General features: G+C 70.6%; 20 protein-coding genes, 1 tRNA gene and 1 pseudogene. 9 read left to right on the top strand and 13 right to left on the bottom strand.

Annotated features, from left to right (window positions below):
• Positions 1–17 precede the first annotated feature (17 nt).
• The 6 genes from V5P93_RS25270 to V5P93_RS25245 all read right to left on the bottom strand — a co-directional run bounded on the left by V5P93_RS25270 (position 18) and on the right by V5P93_RS25245 (position 5,008).
• Positions 18–458: a hypothetical protein gene (locus tag V5P93_RS25270; RefSeq protein ID WP_146108179.1), complete on the bottom strand. Its 441-nt coding sequence runs from the start codon at positions 456–458 to the stop codon at positions 18–20.
• A gap of 464 nt (positions 459–922) precedes the next feature.
• Entirely contained in the window at positions 923–1,156 is a 234-nt protein-coding gene (locus V5P93_RS25265; protein ID WP_181043665.1) for a hypothetical protein, read from the bottom strand.
• Positions 1,157–1,482: 326 nt separating this feature from the next.
• Positions 1,483–2,223, bottom strand: a complete 741-nt coding sequence (locus V5P93_RS25260) for a bifunctional 2-polyprenyl-6-hydroxyphenol methylase/3-demethylubiquinol 3-O-methyltransferase UbiG (RefSeq protein ID WP_104480990.1) — start codon at positions 2,221–2,223, stop codon at positions 1,483–1,485.
• A complete protein-coding gene (locus tag V5P93_RS25255) occupies positions 2,220–3,569 on the bottom strand; it encodes a TfuA-like protein (RefSeq protein ID WP_104480989.1) in 1,350 nt (449 codons plus the stop codon). The genes V5P93_RS25260 and V5P93_RS25255 overlap by 4 nt, the downstream gene beginning before the upstream one ends.
• Positions 3,566–4,801 carry a YcaO-like family protein gene (locus V5P93_RS25250; RefSeq protein ID WP_104480988.1) on the bottom strand — a complete coding sequence of 412 codons (1,236 nt, stop codon included), beginning with the start codon at positions 4,799–4,801 and terminating at the stop codon, positions 3,566–3,568. Before V5P93_RS25250 ends, V5P93_RS25255 begins: the two co-directional genes overlap by 4 nt.
• A gap of 27 nt (positions 4,802–4,828) precedes the next feature.
• The gene (locus V5P93_RS25245) at positions 4,829–5,008 is read right to left on the bottom strand and encodes a hypothetical protein (protein ID WP_104480987.1); all 180 of its coding nucleotides are present in this window, start codon (positions 5,006–5,008) and stop codon (positions 4,829–4,831) included.
• 299 nt (positions 5,009–5,307) lie between these two features.
• Here V5P93_RS25245 and V5P93_RS25240 point away from each other — a divergent pair, with 299 nt between their 5' ends.
• From V5P93_RS25240 to V5P93_RS25230, 3 genes are all read left to right on the top strand, one after another.
• On the top strand, positions 5,308–5,748 hold the full coding sequence (locus V5P93_RS25240) for a hypothetical protein (protein WP_104480986.1): 441 nt from the start codon (positions 5,308–5,310) through the stop codon (positions 5,746–5,748).
• Complete coding sequence (locus V5P93_RS25235) at positions 5,745–6,446, top strand: alpha/beta fold hydrolase (RefSeq protein ID WP_104480985.1); 702 nt, start codon at positions 5,745–5,747, stop codon at positions 6,444–6,446. The genes V5P93_RS25240 and V5P93_RS25235 overlap by 4 nt, the downstream gene beginning before the upstream one ends.
• Before the next feature lie 535 nt (positions 6,447–6,981).
• Positions 6,982–8,421, top strand: coding sequence for a M20/M25/M40 family metallo-hydrolase (locus tag V5P93_RS25230; RefSeq protein ID WP_181043664.1), 1,440 nt, complete (start codon positions 6,982–6,984; stop codon positions 8,419–8,421).
• A gap of 137 nt (positions 8,422–8,558) precedes the next feature.
• Here the strand turns inward: V5P93_RS25230 and V5P93_RS25225 are convergent, their stop codons facing one another.
• From V5P93_RS25225 to V5P93_RS25200, 6 genes and pseudogenes are all read right to left on the bottom strand, one after another.
• Positions 8,559–9,815 carry an MFS transporter gene (locus V5P93_RS25225; RefSeq protein WP_104480983.1) on the bottom strand — a complete coding sequence of 419 codons (1,257 nt, stop codon included), beginning with the start codon at positions 9,813–9,815 and terminating at the stop codon, positions 8,559–8,561.
• Positions 9,812–10,477: a 2OG-Fe(II) oxygenase family protein gene (locus V5P93_RS25220; RefSeq protein ID WP_104480982.1), complete on the bottom strand. Its 666-nt coding sequence runs from the start codon at positions 10,475–10,477 to the stop codon at positions 9,812–9,814. The genes V5P93_RS25225 and V5P93_RS25220 overlap by 4 nt, the downstream gene beginning before the upstream one ends.
• Entirely contained in the window at positions 10,474–11,586 is a 1,113-nt protein-coding gene (locus V5P93_RS25215; RefSeq protein WP_104480981.1) for a ThiF family adenylyltransferase, read from the bottom strand. The genes V5P93_RS25220 and V5P93_RS25215 overlap by 4 nt, the downstream gene beginning before the upstream one ends.
• A 773-nt stretch (positions 11,587–12,359) precedes the next feature.
• Positions 12,360–12,560: a S9 family peptidase gene (locus tag V5P93_RS25210; protein WP_281261686.1), complete on the bottom strand. Its 201-nt coding sequence runs from the start codon at positions 12,558–12,560 to the stop codon at positions 12,360–12,362.
• Positions 12,561–12,736: 176 nt separating this feature from the next.
• A pseudogene (locus tag V5P93_RS25205) lies at positions 12,737–13,177 on the bottom strand (alpha/beta hydrolase family protein); the annotation flags it as partial.
• A gap of 1,141 nt (positions 13,178–14,318) precedes the next feature.
• Positions 14,319–14,392: transfer RNA gene (locus tag V5P93_RS25200), tRNA-Leu, on the bottom strand.
• A 148-nt stretch (positions 14,393–14,540) separates the two neighbouring features.
• Here V5P93_RS25200 and V5P93_RS25195 point away from each other — a divergent pair.
• Entirely contained in the window at positions 14,541–15,140 is a 600-nt protein-coding gene (locus V5P93_RS25195; protein ID WP_104480980.1) for an ANTAR domain-containing response regulator, read from the top strand.
• A gap of 378 nt (positions 15,141–15,518) precedes the next feature.
• Here the strand turns inward: V5P93_RS25195 and V5P93_RS25190 are convergent, their stop codons facing one another.
• On the bottom strand, positions 15,519–17,243 hold the full coding sequence (locus tag V5P93_RS25190; protein ID WP_374065077.1) for a fibronectin type III domain-containing protein: 1,725 nt from the start codon (positions 17,241–17,243) through the stop codon (positions 15,519–15,521).
• 430 nt (positions 17,244–17,673) lie between these two features.
• Here V5P93_RS25190 and V5P93_RS25185 point away from each other — a divergent pair, with 430 nt between their 5' ends.
• The 5 genes from V5P93_RS25185 (at position 17,674) to V5P93_RS25165 (ending at position 23,326) form a co-directional block, all read left to right on the top strand.
• Positions 17,674–18,918 (top strand): branched-chain amino acid ABC transporter substrate-binding protein, encoded by a 1,245-nt coding sequence (locus V5P93_RS25185; RefSeq protein ID WP_245931482.1) that lies wholly within the window; start codon positions 17,674–17,676, stop codon positions 18,916–18,918.
• A gap of 79 nt (positions 18,919–18,997) precedes the next feature.
• Positions 18,998–19,927 (top strand): branched-chain amino acid ABC transporter permease, encoded by a 930-nt coding sequence (locus V5P93_RS25180; RefSeq protein ID WP_104480977.1) that lies wholly within the window; start codon positions 18,998–19,000, stop codon positions 19,925–19,927.
• The gene (locus V5P93_RS25175) at positions 19,924–21,756 is read left to right on the top strand and encodes a branched-chain amino acid ABC transporter permease (RefSeq protein WP_146108178.1); all 1,833 of its coding nucleotides are present in this window, start codon (positions 19,924–19,926) and stop codon (positions 21,754–21,756) included. Before V5P93_RS25180 ends, V5P93_RS25175 begins: the two co-directional genes overlap by 4 nt.
• Positions 21,753–22,616, top strand: a complete 864-nt coding sequence (locus V5P93_RS25170; protein WP_104480975.1) for an ABC transporter ATP-binding protein — start codon at positions 21,753–21,755, stop codon at positions 22,614–22,616. The genes V5P93_RS25175 and V5P93_RS25170 overlap by 4 nt, the downstream gene beginning before the upstream one ends.
• Complete coding sequence (locus tag V5P93_RS25165; protein ID WP_104480974.1) at positions 22,613–23,326, top strand: ABC transporter ATP-binding protein; 714 nt, start codon at positions 22,613–22,615, stop codon at positions 23,324–23,326. Before V5P93_RS25170 ends, V5P93_RS25165 begins: the two co-directional genes overlap by 4 nt.
• The last annotated feature ends 47 nt before the right edge of the window (positions 23,327–23,373 follow it).

The raw sequence follows: 23,373 nt of genomic DNA, 5'->3' as shown, positions 1-23,373 counted from the left end.
AGGATCGCATCAGGGCGTCACCGGAACGTCCCACGACCGTTGCCGGGGATCAGGTCAGCCGGAGATGACCATCTGTCAGATGTCGTGGTCGGAGTGGTCCGTCCGAGACAGGTGGCGGTCGGTGACGCGCAGGTCCTTGTGTTAGATGGAGTCGAGCTTGCTCTTCTTGCCGGCGTCCTCGTTGGTGTGGGTGTACTCGCAGCCATGGATTCCTTCTTGTAGCAGTTCGCGTCGACATCGCGGAAACCAGCGGCCCAGATGGGATCCAGGGCCTCGCTGCCAGGTTTGGCGTTGCAGTCGCCGAAGATGAGGGCGCCCTGCGCCTCGTGCTTCCGCGCGCCGGCCTCGTAGAACTCCATCGACCGCTTGACCTCGGCGCGCTGCACGTCGTCGCCGAGACCCAGGTGGGTGATGTACACGAGGATGTTGCCGATCCGGCTCACGTCGATGGTGACCACGGTGAAGCCGCGGCCCTCGCCGTCGTTGACCTTGTAGCGTTAGTCGCCGACCTGGGTCAACGGGTACGGCGAGATGAGCGCGGGGCCGTAGGCGGCGCCGCCGGGCTCGTCGCAAAGGAACGTCCGGGCGAACTGGCCGTGCGCCACTTGAGCCGGGTGCTGTCCGACGACTGCGCCCGCGTCGCTCGACGTCGTCGGTGTCGCGGCGCCGGTGAGGGGAGGTCCGCCTTCCGGCCGAGGTGCGCGAACCGCCTACCAGGTCACGGCTGCCGGATCTCATTGGTCAGTTTGCCGTTCCACGGGCACCAGACGAGACCGGGCAGGAACGCGCCACCCGGCTTCGTCCAGGTGGCCCTCGACGTAGTCGATGTCGGCGGCACAGACCTCGATGGCTACCTCGACGAGGTGGACGGTGTCCGCGTCGTAGTGGAACGGTCACCTAGGGTTGTAGTCTGCGGTGTTCTTCACGATCCGTCCGACGAGCGTGGTCTTGTCGGACTCGCCCGCCACCGCCGCGCGGGCGTCGTCGATCTGCTCCGCGTCGGTGAGTTGACGACGAACCCGGAGGCGCCCGGGGGCGCCTGCAGTTCGAAGTACGCGACGTCGGCTTCCGCGCCAGTCCGCGCTCGGGCCACGCCCGCCTGAGCCAGCAGCGCCGCCGCGACCAGTCCGCAGGCGCGGATCACCAAGCCACGCATCACGATCCCCTTCCGCCACGCCGGGATGGATGGATCCCGGCTCTGACTCCAGCCGAACACCACCGCACCACGCGATACCAGTCAGGGGCGGCGTATCACCTGGTTTCGCGACCCCGCCGACCCGGCAGTCCCTCCCGACCAGCGGATCCGCGATCCCGGCCACACTCGCGCACCACACCACGGAGTGCGTCCGCGCAGGTCTTGTTTGGCGGCGTAACGAACGGGAACCCGTTACGCGCGAACCCGTCCGAGGCAGGACAACAACCCCTTGGCCCAACACGCCGAGTCGATGAGCGTGGAGTCGGTGGGGACGTGCGCCGGGGTGCTCAAATCCGTGCGGTGAAGGTCAGTTCGGCCAAGTAGGACATGTCCTCGGTGGTGACGTCGGTGAGTGCCCACCCCGTTCCGTCGATCACCTGTGCCAGCTCGTCCGGCGTCATGCCGAGGTAGTCGAACCAGCCGGTCGCCAGGTGCCCCGCGCGGACCCGCAGTCGGGCTTGCCCGGGCATGCGTCCCAGGCGCCGGTTCCGGTCCTGGTACGCGATCTCGGAGGGGATCGCGACGTACGGATCCGCGCCGGTCCCGTACAGGCGCGCGCCGGGTGCCGCGTGCCGGGCCAGTTCCGCGAGCACCACGGGAGCGTGCTCCGCCGAGCCGAGCAGACCGAGGTTGTTGTCCAGCAGGAGAAAGGTGTCGAAGCGGCCGAGGTCGCCGCCGAGTCGCGCGACGTCACCGCACTCCGCCTGGACGCCGCGTTCCCGGGTGACCGCGACGGCGCCGGGGGAGATGTCGATCCCCACGACGGCGGTCCCCTCGGCGGCGAGGACGACCGCGTGCCGACCCGCACCGCAACCGACGTCCAGCACCCGCCCGCCCGCCCGGCGGCACGCCAGCCGCTCCAGTTCGGTCCATTCGCCGGGCAGGCCGAAGTAGTGGTACGCGTCCCTGGCGAAGACGTACCCGTCGTCCCGCTCGACCACCTCGTACGCGACACCGGGCGCGCCCCCGCCCGCCCAGCAGGCGTGGAGGACCTCGCCGAGGGCGTCGCCGATCACGGGTTCGGTCACGGTCGCTCCCGACCCGTCTCGGCGATCGCGTACTCCAGCAGGACCTCGGAGAGGAACTCCCGGGGGGACTCAAAGCCCAGCGCCTCCGCGTGCTCCTTGACGGTGCCGTTCAGCGACTCGCGGTCGGACTGGTACCAGTCCATGAGTTCGGTGAAGCCGACGCCCGCGTCCTCCAGCGACAGGTTGCGGACACCGCGATCCCGGAGCACCCGCGCCTTCCGCTCGACGGCGCGGACGGTCCCGCCGAACTCGCCGCGCCGTTTGAGTTCCAGGGGCAGCAGGGTGCCGATGGCCTGGTCGTTCCTGGCGAGTACCACGTCGAGGACGACCTCGAGCCGGAGCAGCGTCAGCAGTTGGTCCTCGGTGATGTCGTTGGTGGTGAGCCACTGCCGGGTTTGCTCCGCCGACAGCAGTCCGCGGCGGCGTCGGAACCTGGCGAGGGCCGCCTTGATGTCCTGATCGGACGGTCGCAGGTGGAGTGTGGCGGCGTAGTGGTCGAGCAGGTGCAGCAGAGCGGTGCCGCGCAACCGGTCCTGCCCGTCCCGCTGCACCCACAGGTGCCGGAGCACATCGCTGTTCGTCACAGCCTGTTCCTCGGGCCGCGCCGTTGTGACAGACCCGGTCTCGGCGGTCAGCCGCTCCCAGAAGATGTTCTCCTCGAAGTCGAAATCGTGCGGTGGCGGTCCATCGGTGGTGTGCGTGTACCGAACACGGCGTAGCAGCGCCAAGGCGTCATCCCGCTTGGCGTCAGGCTGCTCGGCGTCGACGAAGGCGCGCAACGCGGTCAGCTCGACCGGCGGCAGCCCGGCCCGCGCACCGGCCTCGTACAGGAACTGCCAGGACCGGTTGGGGTAGAACTGCTCCCTGGCCGCGGAGACCAGCACGTCGGCCGTGCGCGCGCTGACGATGCCGCGGTCGCGCGCCTCGGCGAGACCGAAGCGGATCGTCGCCAGGGCGACCGAGGCGGCCCGGAACCCCACCTCCGCGGGTCCGTGCAGCACCGCGACCTCGTCGTCGGCCTCCCACTCGCCGGACCGGTACTTCTCGAAGACCCGCCCGACCCCCTCCATGCCGAACTCCCACAGCTCGGCCGCGCGCAACGCCCCCATGCTCGCCGCGCCGAGCACCCGCACGCCCCGCGAGATGGCGAACAGGATTTCCTTATGCACCACGGCCGGGACGGTGTCGAAGAGGCCGTCGACGATCCCGATCACACGCGGTCGCTCCGCCGCCACGAGCCGGTAGACGTCACCACGGCGCACGGGCGGGAGGTAGACGGCCGCGTCGAACTCGTGGCGCGCCCGATCGAGCGGGAGACTGGGGCCGAGGAAGATGTAGACGCTCATGTCCGGGTCACCGCCGCGGCCCGGGCGCGTGGTCCCGGTAGGTAGTCGAAGTGCGCGTCGTCCGGTTCGAGGACGGGGACGACGACCTTGACCACCGGCACACCGATGTCCGGCCGGGTGAGGTCGACGACCACCGCGTTCTCGACGCCGATGCCCCGCAGCGCGGCGAGCAGCACCGCGATGTCGCCCTCGAAGGTGTCCGTCGCCTGGGATCGGCCGGACGGGAAGGCGCGCCCGCCGGGCGAACCGGTGACCAGGTCCATGATGATCCGCAGGTCGTCCGGGTTCGCCTCGGTCGCGTACTCGTACATGTCGTCGCGGCTGCCCGCGATGAGCGTGAGCCGGGACTGCACGGCCTCCGTCACCGCTCGCAGCAGCGCGACGCCCGGGTCGAGGTGGCAACCGTGCCCACCGAAGGTGCCCTTCAACGCCCACCGCGGCTGGTCCGGGTCCTCCAGGATGAGGGCGTCGTACGCGGGGATCCCGGTGTCGGACGTGACTTCCCACGCCCCGACCACGAATCCGGCCCCCGCCAGCCGCTCCAGCACGCGCCGCACCGCGGGATCGGTGACCGTGTCGAGGTCGACCCGGGTGTCCACGAGCGAGCGTCCGCCCCTGCTGTTCCACACCGTGCAGGCATCGCGCTCGATCACCTCGCACAGCGCGTGTTCCACGGCCTCCAGCAGGTGGTTGCCGGAGGCCAGCCCGTTCGAGCCGGTGACGAACGCGGTCATCGCCCGCTCGGGGCGGACGAAGTTGGTCATGACGGACTCGAACGGCACCCACGTCGACTCGCCCCGGATCAGGTCGTACCCCTCGATCCACAGGCACGGCGAGTTCGGTTCCAGCGCCCCACCGCGCCGCACCGGCAGCCGCGTCACGTCGATGACGCGCGCCGACCGGTGCAGCCTGGCGAAGGACTCGTAACGCAGTGGTGCCTCGATGTTCTCCGCGTGCCACGACTCGATCGCCTCCATCAGCGCGGAGGCCTTGGCAGAGTCGTGGTCGATGCCTTTCCCCTGGGCGACCGCCAGGCTGCGCGCGTTCGGCCGCACCGCCATGTACACCGGGATCCCGATGTGGTCGAGTCCGGTCACGTCGGCGAGCCGGGTGATCCCGAACTCGCGCATCCTGGGCACGAAAGCGTCGAGCGTCGCGCGTGGCGAACGGGTTCGATGGGTTCCGTGCTGGAAGTGCTTGGCCGCCGAGTGGTCGACGTCGAAGATCCGCATGGAGTCCTCACACCAGCCGGGCGGGGATCAGGCGGTGTGCTTGACGCCCGGCGACGTCCGGCGGATGGGCCGGACCGTCGGACGCGCCTCGAACGAGGTCGGCGCGCCGACGACGGAGCTGTCCTCGACGAAACGGGTGACCTCGAGGTCCGTCAACTCGACGAGCGTCAAGTCGTTTTCCGCGTGGGCCAAGGTGGTGACGGGCATTCTGGTTCCTCCAGTCGCGCACTGTTCTGCTGAGGATGACGGGTATCACCCCCGCCTCTCAAAAGTACGATCGACCGGCAGGTCGCTGCCAGGTTTTCAAATATGGTTGAAACTGCTCGGAATGGAAGTCCGGAGCACGGACGCGCGTTTGCCGGGCTGGGCACCGTCAAACGGTTGTAATGGAAATGACGCACGCGGACGGTTCCGTGAGTCGCAAAAGGACGCCCGCCCGCTCCCGGCGACCGCTACTTGACACCACCTGTCAAGTACTTGGCACTTGGCGTCAAGGAGGTGGCCGGGTGCCGGTTTCGCACGCAGCTCTGGTCGAGCAGTTGGTCGCGGTGGTGCGGCAGCGATTGCTCGACCCGCTGGAGATCCTGCTGGGTATCGACCAGCCGACCGATCGGGTTCGAGCGGCGGCCGAGGAGTGGGCGGCGCGGCTGCTCGGCGCGGACCAAGCCGCCGCGGTGGGGTGCGTCGCCCGCCTGATCGCCGCGCTCTACCCGGGCGACCACTTCGCGCCCCCCGCGGGCTGGTGGGGCACGCCGTTCGGGCGGGTCGTCGCACTGCGCGCGGGCTACCCGGGCGTGGACCACGTCTCCTACAGCGTCGCGGGCGCCATGCTCGGCGTCACCCGGCAGGGCGTGCACGACCTCGTGACCAGGGGAAAGCTCGACCGCCACCCGGACGGCGGCGTCACGACGGAATCCATCGGCAACCGGATGAGGAGCTTGTTGTGATCGACTTCGGCGGATCGGGACCGCAGTTGCTCCTGCTGCACGGCTTGGGCGGCAACGCGCGGGAATGGCGCGAGTTCGCCGACCACCTGACCGACACCCACCACGTGCTCGCCGTCGACCTGCGCGCGGACCTGCCCTGGTCGTGGGACATCGCCCTGGCGGACATCGAGGCACTCGGCCTGGACAACCCGGCCGTGGTCGGCATGTCCTTCGGCGGCATGATCGCGGGCCGCTGGGCGGCTCGACACCCGGAGTGCCCCGCCGCGGTCAGCGTCGACGGCCACCGCGGCGCCCTCACCAGACGGGCGGACAACTACCCGGGCATGGCACCCGCCCGCCTCGACGCGGACCTGGCCGCACCGCGGGCGGCGTTCGCGGCACAGGCCCAGACCCCGTTCCTGTCCACCGTGCTCGACGCCTTCCGCGCCGACGACACCATCGACGCCTTCGCCAAGGCGAGATGCCCGACCCTGGTGCTGCTGGCGACGAGGAACCTCCAGCAGGCACAGGGCTTCGAAGACCTGATGGCCGCCGGCCGCCGTGGCGTGGAACGTGACCTGCTGGCCGCGGCCGCGGCGAACCCGAACCTCACCGTCACAGAGGTCGACGGCGCCCACGACATGGTCGCGACCCAACCCACCGCCGTCGCCGCCCTCGTCCGCCGATTCCTGCCGCAGGGGACCACGAGCACCCGATGACCAGAAATGTGATCCCGCGCCACGCCTGCCACATCCACACGGGACTCGCGCGACGGGTACCGGGAGACCTTTGTGGACTTGTCCCGGTCATCGCGGTTGCCGATCGACGACCCGCGTGGTCGGTTTCCACGCCGGTGAGGTCCGCCTCTTTCGGCGGCCGGTCAGCGGTTGCCGAACAAGGTGATCGCGGGCTTCCGCCGCGTCGCCCGCGGGCGACCAACCAGCCGTGCGCGCCTGGCATCCGCCACACGGCACGGGCCGGCCCGCGCGCCAGGCGGCCCAGCCGTGGCTCGACCACGCCATACCCCCGCTCGACGGCGACCCCGGACTGAGCGCCACCGCCGAGTCCGGGGCGGCACGCGCGGGCGACCGTGGCGGAATGTGTGCGCGGACCGGGACCCCGGTTCCCCCGTTTGACAGTGGTACGGCGTATGGGGTCGCTGGTAGCGTGCGGAGAACGCGAACTGGGTCTGGGGAGGTTCGACGCGCGATGGGTTCGGTTTCTCGACGGGGAGTTCTGCGTGCCGGTGCCGCAGTGACGGGGATCGCGGCGGCGGCGGGGGTGGTGCGCCCCGCGGTCGCCGAGGGCGGTGACGGCACCGATCCCGTGGTGCTGGCGCAGGAGATGCTGCGGTTCGACACCTCGCACACCGGCCAGGGCGGCGTCACGCTGCCGTTCGCCGAGGCGCTGCGGGCGAAGTGGACCGCGGCGGGGGTGTCGACGCAGATCATCCCGACGCCCAAGGCCGACAACGCCCACCTGGTCGCCCGGGTGCCGGGCCAGGGCGGGAAACCGCCGCTGCTGTTCATGTCGCACTCGGACGTCGTCACCGTGGAACGGGAGAACTGGCAGCAGGACCCGTACGGCGGCGCCATCGTCGACGGCTGGCTGCACGGCCGCGGCGCCATCGACATGAAGGGCGCGGGCGCGGCGTTCATGGCCGCGATCCTGCGGCACGTCAAGGAAGGCGCCACGTTCGACCGCGACATCCTCTACCTCGCCGACGCCGACGAGGAGGGCGGCGCGTACGGCGCGCGCTGGCTGGTCGACAACCACTACGACAAGGTCGCCGCCGGCGCCGCCATCACCGAGGGCGGCTGGCTGCTCACCGGTCCCGACGGTATGGCGCCGATGCTCGCCTCACTGTCCACTCGGGACAGGACGTCCATCCTGACCGAGGTGAGCGCCACGGGGGCGGCCACCCACTCCTCGCACCCCGACGACGGCCCGGCCATCACCCGGCTCGGCGCGGCCCTGACCGCGCTGTCCCGCTACAAGCCCGCCGTGCGCCTGCCCGCGCTGGTCCGCGACTACTTCACCGCACTCGGCCAAGCCACCCCCGACACCCGCTTCGCCACCGCCATCCGCCACCTCCTGCGCGCCGAGGCGCAGGCCGACCGGGACCACTGGGGCGCCGTGGTCGTCCGCCTCAGCGACCACCCGTGGATCCACAACTCGTTGCTGCGCACGACCTTCTCCTTCGTCGGCCAGCGCGGCGGGTACTACTCGAGCATCGTGCCGTCCACGGCCGTCGCCGAGGTCCGCATCGGCTTCGTCCCCGACGGCGACGACCCGACCCGGTTCATCGACGACGTCCGCACCCTGCTGTCCGCCCAGGGCGCCACCCTCCGCCTCATCGGCCGCGAAGGCGACACCGACACCCAGATCCTGGCCAGGTTGACGTCGGACCTGTCCCTCCCGGCGTCCTCAGTGGACACCGATGTGTACCGCCACTGGGACGCGGCCACGCGCGAGGTCTACCCGGGCCTGCGCACCGCCCCGTCCCAGTTCGAGGCCAGCACCAGCGCCCGCCCGTGGCGGGAGAAGGGCATCCCCGTCTACGGCCTGTACCCCTACGCCGTGGACGGCGACACCGCCACCCGCATGCACGGCAACAACGAACGCGTCAACACCGATGCCCTCCGCCAAGGCACCGAGGCCCTCTACCGCTTCCTCGCCCGCCTCCGCGTCTAGGGGTGACCGCACGCGTCGCCGCCTTCGGCGAGGCCAAGCCGATCCGCGAAGCGACCGCTCGCGAAGCGGCCCCCACCATCGACTCCGCGGCCTCACCGCACATCCCCAACCACGGCACGCCCACGCGGAACCACCACTCAGGTGGTGGCCCAAGGGCGGTTCCGCTCCGCCCACCGCGAAGCGGGCGTCAGGCACAACCCCGCCCCGGCGAACGCCACCCCCAACACCAGCCACCCCGGCGTGCCCCACTCGGCGATCAGGGTCGTCATGACCAGGGGTGTCACCGCCTGGGCCACCGCGAGCCCCGCCGCGCTCATGCCCTGGTACTCGCCGCGGGCGGTGGGCGACATGAGGGAGATCGACAACCCCCATCCCGCGGCCACGTAGAGGAGTTCGCCGAAGGTGTGGACCAAGGCGCCACTCAGCAGGACGGCGATCACGAGGGCGCCGCCGGAGCCCGCGGTGGTCGCCAGGATGAGGCAGGACGCCGCCAGCAGCAGGCCCGCGCGGCGAGCGGCGCGGGTCGCGTCGACGGTGGTCTCGGCCTTGGCGGAGAACCGGACCTGCAACAGGGCGATGCAGACGGTGTTCAGCACGAGGATGGCCGCGGACACCCAGCGGGGAGCGGTCGTGTGGTGCGCGATCCAGAGCGGGATGCCGGTGGTGAGCATGCCCCAGTTCACCGTCAGCACGGCGATCAGCGCGGTGATCAGCAGGTACGGCCGGTCCCGCAGCACGGACGCGCGGCCGACCCGTTCCCGGGCGGGCACCTCGGTCGCGGGCAGGCGCGTCACCAGCCACGCGCACGCGAAGTACGCCGACGCGGTCACGCCCAGCATCGCCAGGTACGCCGGGCGGGTGTCGAGCTGGATGACGACCGCGGACCCCGCCGCCCCGAGCGCCAGGCCCAGCTGGGACATCACCCGGCACTGGGCGAGGCAGCGCAGGCGTTCGTCGTCGTCGGCCAGCACGGTCGTCAGCGCGGTCCGCACCCCGCCGCTGCTCTCCATCGCCACCGCCACCACGCACGCGGCCAGCACGAACGGCCAGAACCCGCGCACGAACGCGTACCCCACCGTGGCGACCGCCCCGGCCGTGTACAGCGCGAACAGCACCCCCCGGTACCCGAACCGGTCCGCCAGCACCCCGGCGGGCGTGGCCGCGAGCACGGCGGCGAGCCCCGCGATGAGCGCCCCCACACCGACCTGCGGCGCGGGCAGCCCCACCGAACGGGTCAGGAACAGCACGAACGAGCCGAACCACAACCCCAGCCCGATGTAGGAGACCAGGGTGATCACCACGACCGCGCGCACCGGGCCCGTGGGCGCCGGTCCGTACAGGCCGAGCGCCAGCCGCCGCCACCAGGGTGGCACGGCTGTGCCGGGAACGGTCACGAATACCTCGCGATGAGGGACTTGCGGACGAACCCGTCGCCGACGTCGCCGGTCACCTCGGACACGTAGTGCGGCACCTCGACCGCCAGCGTGTCCAGCAGCAGCAACGCCCCCAACCGCGGGCTGACCTGGTCGACCACGGTCTCCCGGTCCCGGTCCAGCACGTACGTGCAGCCGCCGTCCCCCGCGTCCCAGTTCGGGGTCAGGCTGAACGCGGCCGCGATCGTGGACGGTTCGGCCTTGTCGGTGTGCGTGGTGAGGAAGTCGCCGCGGCGGAAGCAGTTGACGTACGCCAGGTCGACTGACGTCACGGTCCGCCCGGTGCGCTCGGCGATGAGGCCGACGATGTCGGGGGCCAGCAGCAGCGCCTTGATCCGGTCCCACGGCACCCGGTCGGCGTTCTCCGCGCTGTCGGCGACGCGGGCGAACGAGTAGCAGAACAGACCGCGCTCCTTCTCCGCGCGCGTCTCCCGGTGCACCTCGTCCAGCCGCGGGTCGCGGGGGAAGAGCGGGTAGTCCGCCAGTTCGCCCCGGCAGCGCACGACCTGCGTCCACGCCTCGTCGGGGCAGGCGTCGACCAGGTCGGCGACCTCGGCGCACAGGGCGACGGTGGTCTCGTCGCGCACCTGGGCGTGCCCGGTGGCGGCGAACGGCGCGCTCACAACACCTCCACGGTCCGGGTCCGCAGCGTTCCCATGTCCAGCACGAACTTGCGGCCGACGAGCGTCGACTCACCGTACCCGGTCACGTACTTGACCGCCTGGTCGACCAGCAGCCCCGCCATCACGGACAACGACGGCGAGCTCTGCCACGCGTTGACCGTGCGGTTCCCGTTGTCGAACTGGTTCTTCATCCGCGCCCGTTGCAGGTCGCGCACGACGTCGTCGCCGTCGTAGATCTGGCCGCGGTTCTTCGCCTTGACCGTCGCGTACGCGACCGTTCCCCGGTCGTACGGGAAAATGGGGCCGACGGAGATCTCCAGCGGGTCGCCGCCGAGTTCGCACACCGGCACGCGCAGTTCCTCGGCGATCAGGTGGATCTTCTCGGCGATCGTGTCCTTGCGGTAGAAACCGAGGCTCGCCCACGCGATGAACACGATGCCCGCGCCGGTGATGAACTCGCGCAGCCGCGCCTCGTCGTTGGTGGCGAACTCGGGGAAACCGTCGACCGCGACGTGCGGGTTGATCCGCGCGAGCGCCTCCCGCGCCGCGTCCACCTTGTAGTGGCCGAGCTGGTCCTCGCTGTAGAGCACCTGCCGGTTGAGGTTGGAGCGCTCGACGGTGTCGCCGTCGACGACCCGCAGCCCGCCGAACCCGTTGAGGGCCAGGTGCAGCGACAGCCAGGTGCCCCAGCCGCCCATGCCGAACACGGTGGCCGTGGTCCGCTTGAGCCGGGTCTGGTAGCCGGTGCCGGGCACGCCCGCCCGGTCGAAGAGCGTGTACTGGAGCATCTGCCGGTCGTAGCGCTCCTGCTCGCGGGGGGTGAGTTCGGTGAGGTCGTCGTCGATCCGCTCCAGCAGGTGGGCCGCGTCGAGCGCCGCCGCGAGCGCCTCGACCTCCTCGATGCGCACGTCGGGGTGCGTGATGTGCACTTCCTTCAACACGCGCTGCACGGTGTGCGCGCCGTCGAACCGCCGCAACGCCACCGGGACCCACGGCGGCGGGTCGCGCAGAATGCTGGACAGGCCCGGGATCTCGCCGATGGCGACGTGCCCGGCGTCGGACACCACGACGTGGTGCGACCGCTTGATCAGTGGCTTGAGCTCGGGCACGGGTGGCGCTCCCCAGGGTCCGGTCCGCTGCGGGTGGGAAAAAGGGGGCGGCGGACGCCCGGAAAGGAGCGCCCGCCGCCGGAACACCTAGTCCTCGAGCTCGATCGCCTCGGAGGAGTCGTACATCACGGCCTCTTCGGAGATCTCCGACAGCCGCACCTCGAGCGTCTCGACCTGGAACATGCCACGCCTCCCATGTGTTGATCGTGGACTGCTTCCGATGACCGGATCCGTCGATTCCGGACGCGACGACCGATCTCTTCGAGGCTGGCATAAAGCGCCGAAGGTGTCAACGACATCCATTCGGATCAATTGGGGAAAGCATTCAAGACCGCCGTTCGGGTGAAGAGATTCCCAGGTCACAACCTATGGCGTGACGTGATCGAGATTCGCGGTAGCCGTTTGTCGGCGGGCGTACCGGTATTGGTACCTGAGTCCGTTTGCCGTACATTTCCACAAAGCAATTCTTTGGTGGACGGTCGTCACGCCGCCCGAACCGCCGCCCTATCCAGCGGGCGTGGCCGTTCCGGACCGGCTGGTCGGCTACCGGCGGTCCCGCCCGGGGACCGCTCGACGGAACCGCAGCCCGCGTCGAGCGCCTCGTCGTCATCCCCGCCGGTCATCCAGCACCGCTCCCGCCTCGCCCACCCGCGCGGTCTCACCGTTCGACCGGGACTTGGGCGACCAACCGGCAGGCCACCTCGCGACACAGCTCAAGGACGCGTTCGCTCGTCGACGCCCGGGAACGCCGACGCCGCAACAGGCATCCCCGGTCAGGGCCGGAGCCAGCGGTCGAACCAGGCACGCGTGCGGCGCAGCACGTCGAGTTGGTGGTTGCGTTCCCGGATCGAGTGGCTTTCCCGCGGGTAGACCACGAACTCGTGCTCGGCGCCGAAGTGGCGCAGTGCCCGGTGGAAGTACACGGCTTGGCCGAGGGGGACGTTGGTGTCCTCCGCGCCGTGCAGGATGAGCACCGGGGTGCGGACGCGGCGGGCGAAGGAACCGGGCTGAGCGCGTCATGCGGGTGTGGGCCGATCCCGTCCCATCCGGTACTGCCCCCGAGCGCGGCCTCGAACTGGCCGTTCTCCCCGATCGCGGCGAGCATCCCCCAATCCGTGACGCCGGAACTGACCAGCGCGGCCCGGAACCGGTCGGTCTGCCCGATCGCCCAGGCGGCCATGAATCCGCCGTGGCTCCCACCGGCGATGCCCAGCCGATCGGGGTCCGCGACGCCCTCGGCGATGAGCAGGTCGATCCCGGTCAGGGTGTCGGTCCACTCCTCCCGGCCCACCCTGCCCGCGACGCGGGCGGCGAACCCGTGACCGTGGCCTTGGCCGCCGCGCGGGTTGGGCAGGAACACGGCGTAGCCCGCGGTGGCCAGCCACTGCGCGCTGGGGAACCAGAACAGTTGGAGTCGATCGGCGTACCGGTCGTAGGGTCCGCCGTGCACGAGCGTGACTAGTGGAAACGGGCCGTCCGAAGCGGATTCTCCGACGGGCGATACGAGTAGACCGTCCAATTCGAGGCCGTCGGCGGCGCGGTAAGCCACCAGAGGGGCAGCGCCGGTCTGGCACAACTCGGTGGGGCACATCGGAAGGCCCGCCGTGCGGTTGCGGCGGACGCGACTGCTCAGGGCCAGGTCGAACACCGCGGTGCCGGCTTGGAGGAGCGGCGGGGTGAGGGCGACGTAACCGAGGTGCCACCCGTCCTCGCCCGGCCACCAGGCCGGAGAAGACGCGCAGGCCTCGACCGGTCCGAGGTCCTCCACGGCTCCCGTCGCGGTGTCGAACAGGTGCAACCGGCAGGTGCGGGGGCCGTAGTCCACGTCCGCGCTTGCCTGCGTGAGCACGGCGAGCGGACCACCGTCGGGCCGCTGCCGCAGTGCCACGACGTGCCGGTCACCGAACCCGCTCGGGGTGTCGACCCGGCCGGTACGCGAGTCGAGCAGCCGCAACCGGGCCCGCGGTTCACGCTCACCGACGACAATGGCGTCGTCGCGGTCCCGGACGCGGCGCGACTCCCGCTCGGTGGGCTCGTCTTCGGCGAGCAGAGCGACCAGGTCGGGGTCGGCCAGCGGCAGGTGGTCGATGATGCCCGCGCGCCAACCGGTCACCGCGACCACCACGCCATCGCCGAGACCAAGGCGGTGCAACTGCGGAGTGCCCCGCTCAGCGCGGTCGGACAGGAAATACAACGCACGCGAGTCCACCGACCAACGGGCGCGGGACTCCGTCGCGCTGTCGGCGGTCACCCGTCTGCACACACCGCCGCCCTCGACGTCGGCCAGCCAGAGCGCGGTGTCGAGGTGGTCGCCCATTCGACCGGTGGGAGCGAGGACGTAGCAGAGCAGGCGCCCGTTCGGCGCGAGAGCAGGGGCCCGCGGGACGCGACCCTCGACCACGAGCGCGGCGGTCAACCCTGTCATGTGATCCAGTGTGCCAACGCCACCAGCGCACCTCGTGGCCGAGCGATCGCGCGGAGCGTGCCGCACCGGAGGTGTCTCCCACGCAGGCGAACTGGCCGCCTTCCCGTGCCAACACCCCTGATCCGCCACCACCGAGTCCGACACCGTCCACTTCGTCGCCAGCCGGTCCTCGGCGCCTGGATCAACGAGTACGAGCCCGTTGCGCCCAACCGGGCAGGTCGGTGCCGTCGGGCGGAGAGTGCCGTACAAGATCGGCCCACGACCGTGCTTCCGCAGGTCATGGGCCGATCTTGGCGGTGGTGAGACGTGCCCCTGGTGCGATTCGAACGCACACTGGACGGGTTTTGAGTCCGTTGCCTCTGCCGGTTGGGCTACAGGGGCGTCGGGGCGCAACTGTACGCGATCAGGTGGTCGGGTGTGTTCGGAGGTGGGGTGTCAGCGCGATCACGCGCGTCGGGGAGGTGGGGGTGGGCGGGGCGGCGGTAGGCTTCAGGCTCCGTTTTCGCAGGCTACTGACAGGAGGACCCCGGTGACCGGTACGGCTGCCGAGGCCCGGCCCACCCCGCGGCGTGTGCTTGTGGCTGAGGACGAGGCGTTGATCAGGCTCGACCTGGTCGAGATGTTGCGGGAAGAGGGGTACGAGGTCGCCGGGGAGGCCGGGGACGGCGAGGAGGCCGTTCGGCTGGCCGGGGAGTTGCGGCCCGATCTGGTGATCCTGGACGTCAAGATGCCCAAAATGGACGGCATCGACGCGGCGACGATGATCGCGGGGGAGCGGATCGCGCCGGTGGTGATGCTGACGGCGTTCTCGCAGCGGGAACTGGTGGAGCGGGCGCGCGACGCCGGGGCGATGGCCTACCTGGTCAAGCCGTTCGCGAAGCACGACCTGGTGCCCGCCATCGAGTTGGCGGTGAGCCGGTTCTCGGAGTTGCAGGCCCTGGAGAACGAGGTGGCCGGGCTGACCGAGCGGTTGGAGACGCGCAAGGTCATCGAGCGGGCCAAGGGGCTGCTGATGACCAAGCAGGGGCTGTCCGAGCCCGAGGCGTTCCGCTGGATCCAGCGGACGGCGATGGACCGGCGGACGACGATGAAGGCCGTGGCCGAGGCGGTCGTGGAGAACATCACCTGAGTGGGTGATGTGGAGCCGTGTGGCTCCCGGCGGGTAGGAACGGTTCTCGAGAGCGGTTGGTCGGCGGTGTCGCGGGCCGGCTTGTGGGCACCGGGTGGTTCGGTCGCGGATCGGCGTCGACCGGAGACCACGTGGCCCTGCGCGTCGTGCGGGCATACCCGCCTGTGGAGCGCGCAGGGCGGATCGGCTCGCGGTGCGGTTGATGAGCGGTGACACCGGAATGGGTTGGCGGACCGGTCAGCCGTGACAAGAGTCGTTTGACCACAGCGGGTTCGTTCTCGAACGCGTCGCGCGCCAGTGCCCGGCACCTCGAACACCCGGTGCGCCGCCGGGGCGGGTCGACCGACGGCGACACGGGCCGGCGCCGACGGGGGAGTGCTACTCCGTGGTGAAGTGGGTGAGGGTGGACGAGGTCGTGCCCGTCGTCCCCACAACGCGCACTTCCACGGTGTGTTCGCCTCTAGCGCGTCCGGTCAGCCCGACCGGGATGGGGTAGGTGCCGCCAGGCGCCCCGGTGGCGGTCGACGTCGGCAGCGACGCGGCCAGGCGGCCGTCCAGCCACAGTTGGAAACCCTGCACCCCCTCCAACCCACCCGTGTCCCACTGCGCCGTGGATCCGTTGAGGGTCACCAGAAGTAGCAGACGGCCCTGTGGGGTGACCGTCGTTGTGGGTAACGGTCGCCCCACCGAATCGCCCAGGGTCACGGTGGCCGTGGGCATCGCGTCCGTGGTGGCGCGGGGGCGGTCCGTCCGGGCGGGTTGCGTTGTGGTCATGGGGGTCGGGGCCGCGGGGATCGGGACGACCTCCAGGTAGCTCTCCTGGACCAGCGCCCCCTCACCCGCACCCGGCGCGCGGACCACCAAGGGGGTCAAGGGATCCGGACCGGAAGGACCCAGCAACTCCGGCGGTACGTCCGCCACCACCGTCACCGCCGCGCCCGGTGCGGGCGGCGGCCCCGGCACCGCCTGCCGGGCGGGCAGCGTCCACGTCCCCACCTGCACCCGGGCGCCCGCCACGTCCATCCCCGCCGACATCACCATCGTCACCACGAACCGGGCGCTCTCGGCCGTCGCCAGCGGCCGCCGGACGGTCCCGACCGACGGCGCCTCCGCCGCCGGGTCCAGGACCTGCCTCGTCGACAGGTTCACCGGCGTCTCCAGCACCCGCGGGTCCGCCGACGCCGCGCCGCTGAACCCCGCCCCCGCCACGTGCACCCGCGCCCGCCGCCCCGGGGGCGCGTGTATCCCGACAAGCGCGTACGCCTCCCGCCACCGGGGCACCACCGGCGCCGACGCCACCTCCACCCCGTCCTGGCGCACCCGCACCCCGCCGGTCGTCACGAGCACCTCCACCAGGTGCAGCGCCCCCGCCCCGCGCGGACCCGGCCGCACCCCCGACGGCGCCCCCGGCAGCACGTCCAGCCCCGACCCCGCCACCACCCGCGCCCCGACGTCGTCCACCACCGTGCGCACGGTCCCCGCGGGCAGCAGCGCCGGGTCGTCCCGCCGCCCCGACCCGATCCGGTCCGCCGGGCCCGGCACCAGGTCCATCGTCAGCCGCCCGCCCGGGCCCGCAGCGTCGGTCAGGACCGCGAAGCGCCCCAGGACGCCGTCGGGGCCCAGGCGCAGGGGAGCGCGTGCCCGCAGGACGGCCTCGTCGGCGCCGCAGCCCAGGTCGATCGGCAGCCCCACTTCCCCCTCGACGCTTCTGCCCAGGCCCACGCAGCCCCGGTAGCCGGACAGGTGCCAGCGCGAGCCCGGGCGGTCGGCGAGCAGGGTGCGGTCGTCGGGGAACTCGTCGAGCAGGCCGGTCAGGCCGTCCTGCCACCGCGGCTCGGGGCCGGGGGTGCCGACGGCCCGACCGGGTTCCGACACCTGGCCGTACGCGTCCACCGCGCGCACCTCGACCCGGTACTGTTCGCCGTCGCGCAAATCGTCCAGTTGGGTGTCCGGGGTGGCGACCAGTCTGGTCCGATCGGCCCACCGGATCCGGTATCCGGTAGCCCGTTCGCTCGCGTTCCACGTGACGACGAGCCTGCCGGGCGCCGGTCGGGCCCTAATGTCGCGCGGAGTATCCGGCGGCGGTCCTTTCTCCGGGAGCACAACGTCATCCGCCGCATACCTGTTCACCCGTTCCGGAGGAGGCGCCGGGTGAGGTGACTCCTCGCCTGGACGCGGAGAGTCATCGGGAGCGCGGAGCAGCACGACCGCCACACCGATCAGGAGCACGCACGATCCCCAGGCCAGCGCCCGTTTGCGAACCCGCACCGGGAAAACCCTACGGCCCGGCGTGACCCACCGTAACCCGTTGTTGTGAACTTGAGACGCCGCCCGGTAATCCCGATCAGGTACCGGATGTCCGGACTGCGGACACCACCGCGCCCTTTCGTTGCAGTCTGGTCACGAGGAGCCCAGGCACGTGACTACGTCGCAATCGGTCACTACGTTCCGGCGCAACCCTCCAACAGGTATGAGGGCGGGGTTCGGCATGCTTACACGCATTGTCCGGACGAAAGCGGAGAAGGGACATCACGTGCGTAACCAGACGGTGAAGGCCGCGGTGCTGGTCGCCAGCGCGTTGTTGCTCGCAGCCTGTGGCACGAACAAGACGGAGTCGGGCTCCAGCGGGGGTAACAACAGCAGCAACACCCAGCAGGGTTGCGACCAGAGCAAGGACACCCTTGTCATCGGCGTCATCGCGCCGCAGTCCGGTGGTCTGTCCGCGCTCGGTCTCGGCATCCGCAACTCGGCGGAGCTCGCGGTCGAGCAGGCCAACGAGAAGTGCGCCGTGCCGGGCTACAAGCTCAAGGTCCAGACCGAGGACGACCAGGCGACTCCGCAGGTCGGAGCGCAGGCCGCGACCCGGCTCTCCTCCAACGCCAAGGTCATCGGCGTCATCGGCACCCTGAACTCGTCGGTCGCGCAGAGCGTGCAGCCGGTGCTGCAGGCCAAGAAGATCGTGCAGGTGTCGCCCGCGAACACCAGCCCGTCGCTCACCCGCGGCGACGACTTCCTGAACAACCCGAAGCGCAAGTACGACAACTACTTCCGCGTCTGCGCCACCGACGACGTGCAGGGCCCGTTCGCGGCCAAGTACCTCGTGGGCAAGGCGGGCAAGAAGAGCATCGCCATCATCACCGACGGCAAGACCTACGGTGAGGGCCTGGCCTCGGAGTTCAAGAAGCAGGCCGAGAAGGACGGCGCGAAGATCGTCGCCACCGAGAAGGTCGGCGAGAAGGACACCGACTTCTCCACCGTCATCAACGCCGTCCGCGGCGCCAACCCGGACGCCATCTACTACGGCGGCGAGTACCCGCAGGCGGGCCCGCTGTCCAAGCAGGCCAAGGACCTGGGCCTCAACGTCCCGGTGATGGGCGGCGACGGCGTCTACGACCCGAAGTTCATCGAGCTCGGCGGCAAGGAGGGTGACCTGGCCACCTCGGTCGGCGCCCCCGTCGACAGCCTCGACACCGCGAAGGCGTTCGTCGACGCGTACAAGGCCAAGAAGTACAAGGACGAGCTCGGTGCGTACGGCGCCTTCTCCTACGACGCCGCCAACGTCATCATCGGCGCCCTCGCGCAGACGGTGAAGAGCGGCGACTGGAGCGAGAGCCAGCGCGCGGCCCTGATCACCAACGTCGGGTCCTTCTCCGCGCCGGGTGCCACCGGTGAGCTCAAGTTCGACCAGTACGGCGACAGCACCAACAAGCTGATGACCGTCTACAAGGTGTCCGGCGGCAAGTGGAACCCGGACGAGACCGGCACCTTCGGCGGCTGAGCCGGATCGACTAGTCCCGACTGATCGGACGTGGCGGGGGCGGGCATCACGGCCGCCCCCGCTGCTCTTGGAGGCAGATGTGGCCACGCTGCTACAGCAGCTCATAAGCGGCCTGGTGCTCGGTGGGCAGATCGCGCTCATCGCACTCGGCTACACGATGGTGTACGGCATCATCCAGTTGATCAACTTCGCGCACGGCGAGGTGTTCATGGTGAGCGTGTTCGGCGCGCTCGCCACCTACAATTGGTTCATCCCCGAGAGCTGGCAGCAGACCTGGCCGCTCGCGCTGCTGGCCATGCTCGTGGGAGCCGTGGTCGTCGCCGTCGTGCTCGCGGTGCTCATGGAGCGCTTCGCCTACCGGCCGTTGCGCAACGCCCCGCGACTGGCGCCGTTGATCACGGCGCTGGGCGTTTCGGTGATGCTCAAGGAAATCGTGCGGCTCTCCTTCCCCGGCGCGACCGCCGCGGTGCACGTGCCGCGGGCGTTCTGGGACGAGCCGATCACCTTCAAGGTGCCCGGCGGGACCGTGGTCATCGGCTCGACCGGGCTGCTGGTCATCGTGGTCGCCATCGTCGGCGCTGTCCTGCTGCAGGTCTACATCTCCCGGTCCCGCATGGGCCGCGCGATGCGCGCCACCGCGCAGGACCCGGACACCGCGCGGCTGATGGGCGTCGACCCCAACCGCACCATCGTGCTGACCTTCGTCATCGGCGGCGCGCTCGCCGGTGTCGCGGGCGTGCTGTACGGCGTCCACCTCAACAACGTCGACACCGACGCGGGCTTCCTCACCGGCATCTTCGCCTTCACCGCCGCGGTGCTCGGCGGCGTCGGCAGCATCAAGGGCGCCGTCATCGGCGGCTTCATCATCGGCGTCATCAAGACCGTCGGTGGCCAGTACCTGCCCGGTGGCACCGCCTACGACCTGGTGTGGATCTTCGTCCTGCTGATCCTGGTCCTGGTGTTCCGCCCGCAGGGCTTGTTCGGCGAGCCGGAAAGGGTGCGAGCGTGAACATCCCACCTGGATGGGCGTGGCTCGGCCAAGCCCTGTTGATCATCGCCGGGATCATCCTGGTCATCTGGCTCTGCAGGCTCGGGGAGCGCCGGGGCACCGCCTACCTGGCCGACCGCCCCGCGTACCTGCGCCCGCTGGCACTGCTCGGCGGTGTCCTCGCGCTGCTCTCGGCGCTGCTGCCGTGGGTCACCTTCGAACTCAACGACGGCGTCTACCCCGAGCTGTCGACGCTGCAGTTCTTCGACGAACCCTGGGGGGTGACGGGCTTCCGCGGCTTCATCCTGCTGCTCGGCCTCGCCTCGATCGTCCTGGCGTTCGTCCCGATCCCCGCCAAGCGGCGCGTCTACCGCGCCATCGGCCTGGCGCTGTTCGGCATCACGCTGTTCAACACCGGCTTCATCATCTACTACGGCGGTGGCATCGGTGCGGCCACCGCCGCGGACGGTGTGGTCGCCTTCGGTGGCCTGGTCGGGCTGGTCGCGGCCGCGGTGGTGTGGTTCGCGCACCGGTCCGGACCGCTGGAGCAGGTCCCGCTGTGGAACAGCAAGGTCTCCCGCGCGGTGGCCTACCCGGTCCTGCTGCTGGCGTTCATCGCGCTGCTGCTGGTGGTCGCCATGCTGCTGCGCGCGGGCACCACCGCCGACGGCGACTCGCGCGCCTACGCGGGCCCGATCTTCCTCTCGCTGCTGTTCTTCATCAGCGGCGTCATCCTGGCGCTCAACGGACTCGGCTTCACCAAGTGGCTGACCGACGTCTCCGACAAGCACCGGCTGTGGAGCGTCGTGGTGCTGCTCGGCTGCTCCATCGCGCTGCCGTTCACCGAGGCGGGCACCGACTACTGGATGACGATCGCGGTCAACATCGGCGTCTACGCGGCGACCGCCATCGGCCTCAACATCGTCGTCGGCCTCGCGGGCCTGCTCGACCTCGGCTACATCGCCTTCCTCGGCATCGGCGCGTACGTCGCGGCGAACTTCTCCGAGGCCTCGGCCGCCGCGTTCGGCATCAAGCTGCCGTTCCTCGCCGCCGCGATCGTCGCGGCGGTGGTGGCGGGCGTCTTCGGCGCCATCGTCGGCTCCCCGACCCTGCGGGTGCGCGGCGACTACCTGGCTATCGTGACGCTGGCCTTCGGTGAGATCTTCCGCAAGGCGGCGCAGAACGACATCGGGGGGCTCACCGGTGGCGCCAACGCCATCCCAGACATCCCGCCGATCTCCGCGTTCGGCCAGTCCTTCAGCGCACCGCTGGAGATCGGCGGCGTGAAACTGCCCTCCGGCGTGCTGTACTACATCCTCGTCGTGGTGCTGGTCGCGGTCGTCATGCTGGTCTTCGCCAACCTGAAGGACTCGCGCATCGGCCGCGCCTGGATCGCCATCCGCGAGGACGAGGACGCCGCGCGGGCCATGGGCATCAAGACCGGCCAGGCCAAGATCCTCGCCTTCCTCATCGGCGCCACGCTGGCCGGTCTGGCGGGCGCGGTGTTCGCGCACAAGACGTCCACGGTGGCCTACGACAGCTTCCAGTTCATCGAGTCGGTGACGCTGCTCGCGGCGGTCATCCTCGGCGGCATGGCCTCGATCCCCGGCGCGGTGCTCGGCTCCGCGCTGCTGATCGTGCTGCCGGAGAAGCTGCGCGACTTCCAGGACCTGCGGTTGTTCCTGTTCGGCCTGGCGCTGGTGCTCATCATGAGGTTCCGGCCGCAGGGCCTGATCCCCGACCGGCACCGACGGGCCGAACTGGCCGACGAAGGCGTCGTCGAAGCCCCCTCCCAGGAGCACAACGTGGCTGACAGCACCCCCGGCGGCGGCGCGGCGGTGACCCGATGACCGGTACCCCCGTGCTCGCCGCGCGCGACGTCTCGATGGTCTTCGGCGGCCTCACCGCGCTCTCCGAGGTCAACCTGACCCTCGACGAGGGGCAGATCCTCGGCCTGATCGGACCCAACGGCGCCGGTAAGACGACCTTCTTCAACTGCCTCACCGGTCTCTACACCCCGACCCGGGGCACGGTCACGCTGCGCGGCACCCGGCTGCCCAGCGACCCGGCCGCGGTCACCGTGGCCGGTGTGGCCCGCACGTTCCAGAACATCCGGCTGTTCCCCAGCATGACCGCGCTGGAGAACGTCGTGGTGGGACGGCACTCGCGGATGAAGCAGGGCCCGCTCGCCTCGCTGTTCCACGGCCCCGCCTACCGGCGCGGCGAGCAGGCGGCCCGCGACCGGTCCCTGGAGCTGCTGGAGTTCGTCGGCCTCGGTCGCGTGCACGACGAGCTGTCCCGCAACCTGCCCTACGGCGACCAGCGCAGGCTGGAGATCGCCCGGGCGCTGGCCACCGACCCGTCGGTGCTGCTGCTCGACGAGCCGACCGCGGGCATGAACCCGCAGGAGACCGAGGCGACCCGGCAGCTCATCTTCGCCATCCGGGAGACCGGGGTGGCCGTGGTGGTCATCGAGCACGACACGAAGTTCATCTTCTCGTTGTGCGACCACGTCTCGGTCCTGGTGCAGGGCAAGCTGCTGGTCGAGGGCACGCCCGACGTGGTGCGCGGCGACCCCCGGGTCATCGAGGCGTACCTGGGCAAGCCGCCGGACGAGGTGGAGGCCGAGGTCCGCCACTACGCCGACGAGACCGCGGACCACACCCAGGTTATCGAGTTGGACGGCGGCAGCGAGGGAGACAAGCGGTGACCGCTCTGCTGGAGGTGGAGAACCTCAGCGTCGCCTACGGCGCCATCGAGGCTGTCCGCGACATCTCGTTCGCCGTCGGCGAGGGCCAGATCGTCAGCCTGATCGGCAGCAACGGCGCGGGCAAGACCACGACGCTGCGCACGATCTCCGGGCTGCTGCGCCCGCTGACCGGTGCGATCCGGTTCGAGGGCAAGCCCATCGAGTCGCTGGCCGCGCACACCATCCTGGAGCTGGGCGTCGCGCACTGCCCCGAGGGCCGCAGGCTCTTCGGCCGCATGACGGTGGCCGAGAACCTGCAGCTGGGCGCCTACGTCCGCAAGGACGCGGGGGTCGCGGCCGACATGGAGCGGGTCTACGAGCTGTTCCCGGTCCTCGGCGAGCGGCGCAACCAGAAGGCGGGCCTGTTCTCCGGCGGTGAGCAGCAGATGCTGGCGATCGGCCGGGCGATGATGTCCAAGCCGCGCCTGCTGATGCTCGACGAGCCGTCGATGGGCCTGTCACCGATCATGACGCAGCGGATCTTCGACACCATCAAGGAGTTGCAGTCCCAGGGAACCACGATCCTGCTGGTCGAGCAGAACGCGCTGGCCGCGCTGGCGCTGTCCGACCGCGGCTACGTGATCGACCTGGGCCGCACCACCCTGGAGGGCCCCGGCCACGACCTGCTGGCCGACGAACGAGTGCGCGCCGCCTACCTCGGCGACGCGTGATGCCACGAGTGCGCGCCGCCTACCTCGGCGACGCGTAACCGTTTCCA

This window comes from Actinokineospora auranticolor (assembly GCF_041897805.1).
In the GTDB taxonomy this organism is placed as follows: Bacteria; Actinomycetota; Actinomycetes; order Mycobacteriales; family Pseudonocardiaceae; genus Actinokineospora; species Actinokineospora auranticolor.
This window is presented reverse-complemented; position numbering and strand designations above follow the sequence as displayed.

What these genes read in the sequence shown, in the direction of transcription:
- V5P93_RS25265 (WP_181043665.1), bottom strand. Translation starts at nt 1,156, where the DNA reads ATGCGTGGCTTGGTGATCCGCGCCTGCGGACTGGTCGCGGCGGCGCTG.
- V5P93_RS25255 (WP_104480989.1), bottom strand. Translation starts at nt 3,569, where the DNA reads ATGAGCGTCTACATCTTCCTCGGCCCCAGTCTCCCGCTCGATCGGGCG.
- V5P93_RS25250 (WP_104480988.1), bottom strand. Translation starts at nt 4,801, where the DNA reads ATGCGGATCTTCGACGTCGACCACTCGGCGGCCAAGCACTTCCAGCAC.
- V5P93_RS25245 (WP_104480987.1), bottom strand. Translation starts at nt 5,008, where the DNA reads ATGCCCGTCACCACCTTGGCCCACGCGGAAAACGACTTGACGCTCGTC.
- V5P93_RS25170 (WP_104480975.1), top strand. Translation starts at nt 21,753, where the DNA reads ATGACCGGTACCCCCGTGCTCGCCGCGCGCGACGTCTCGATGGTCTTC.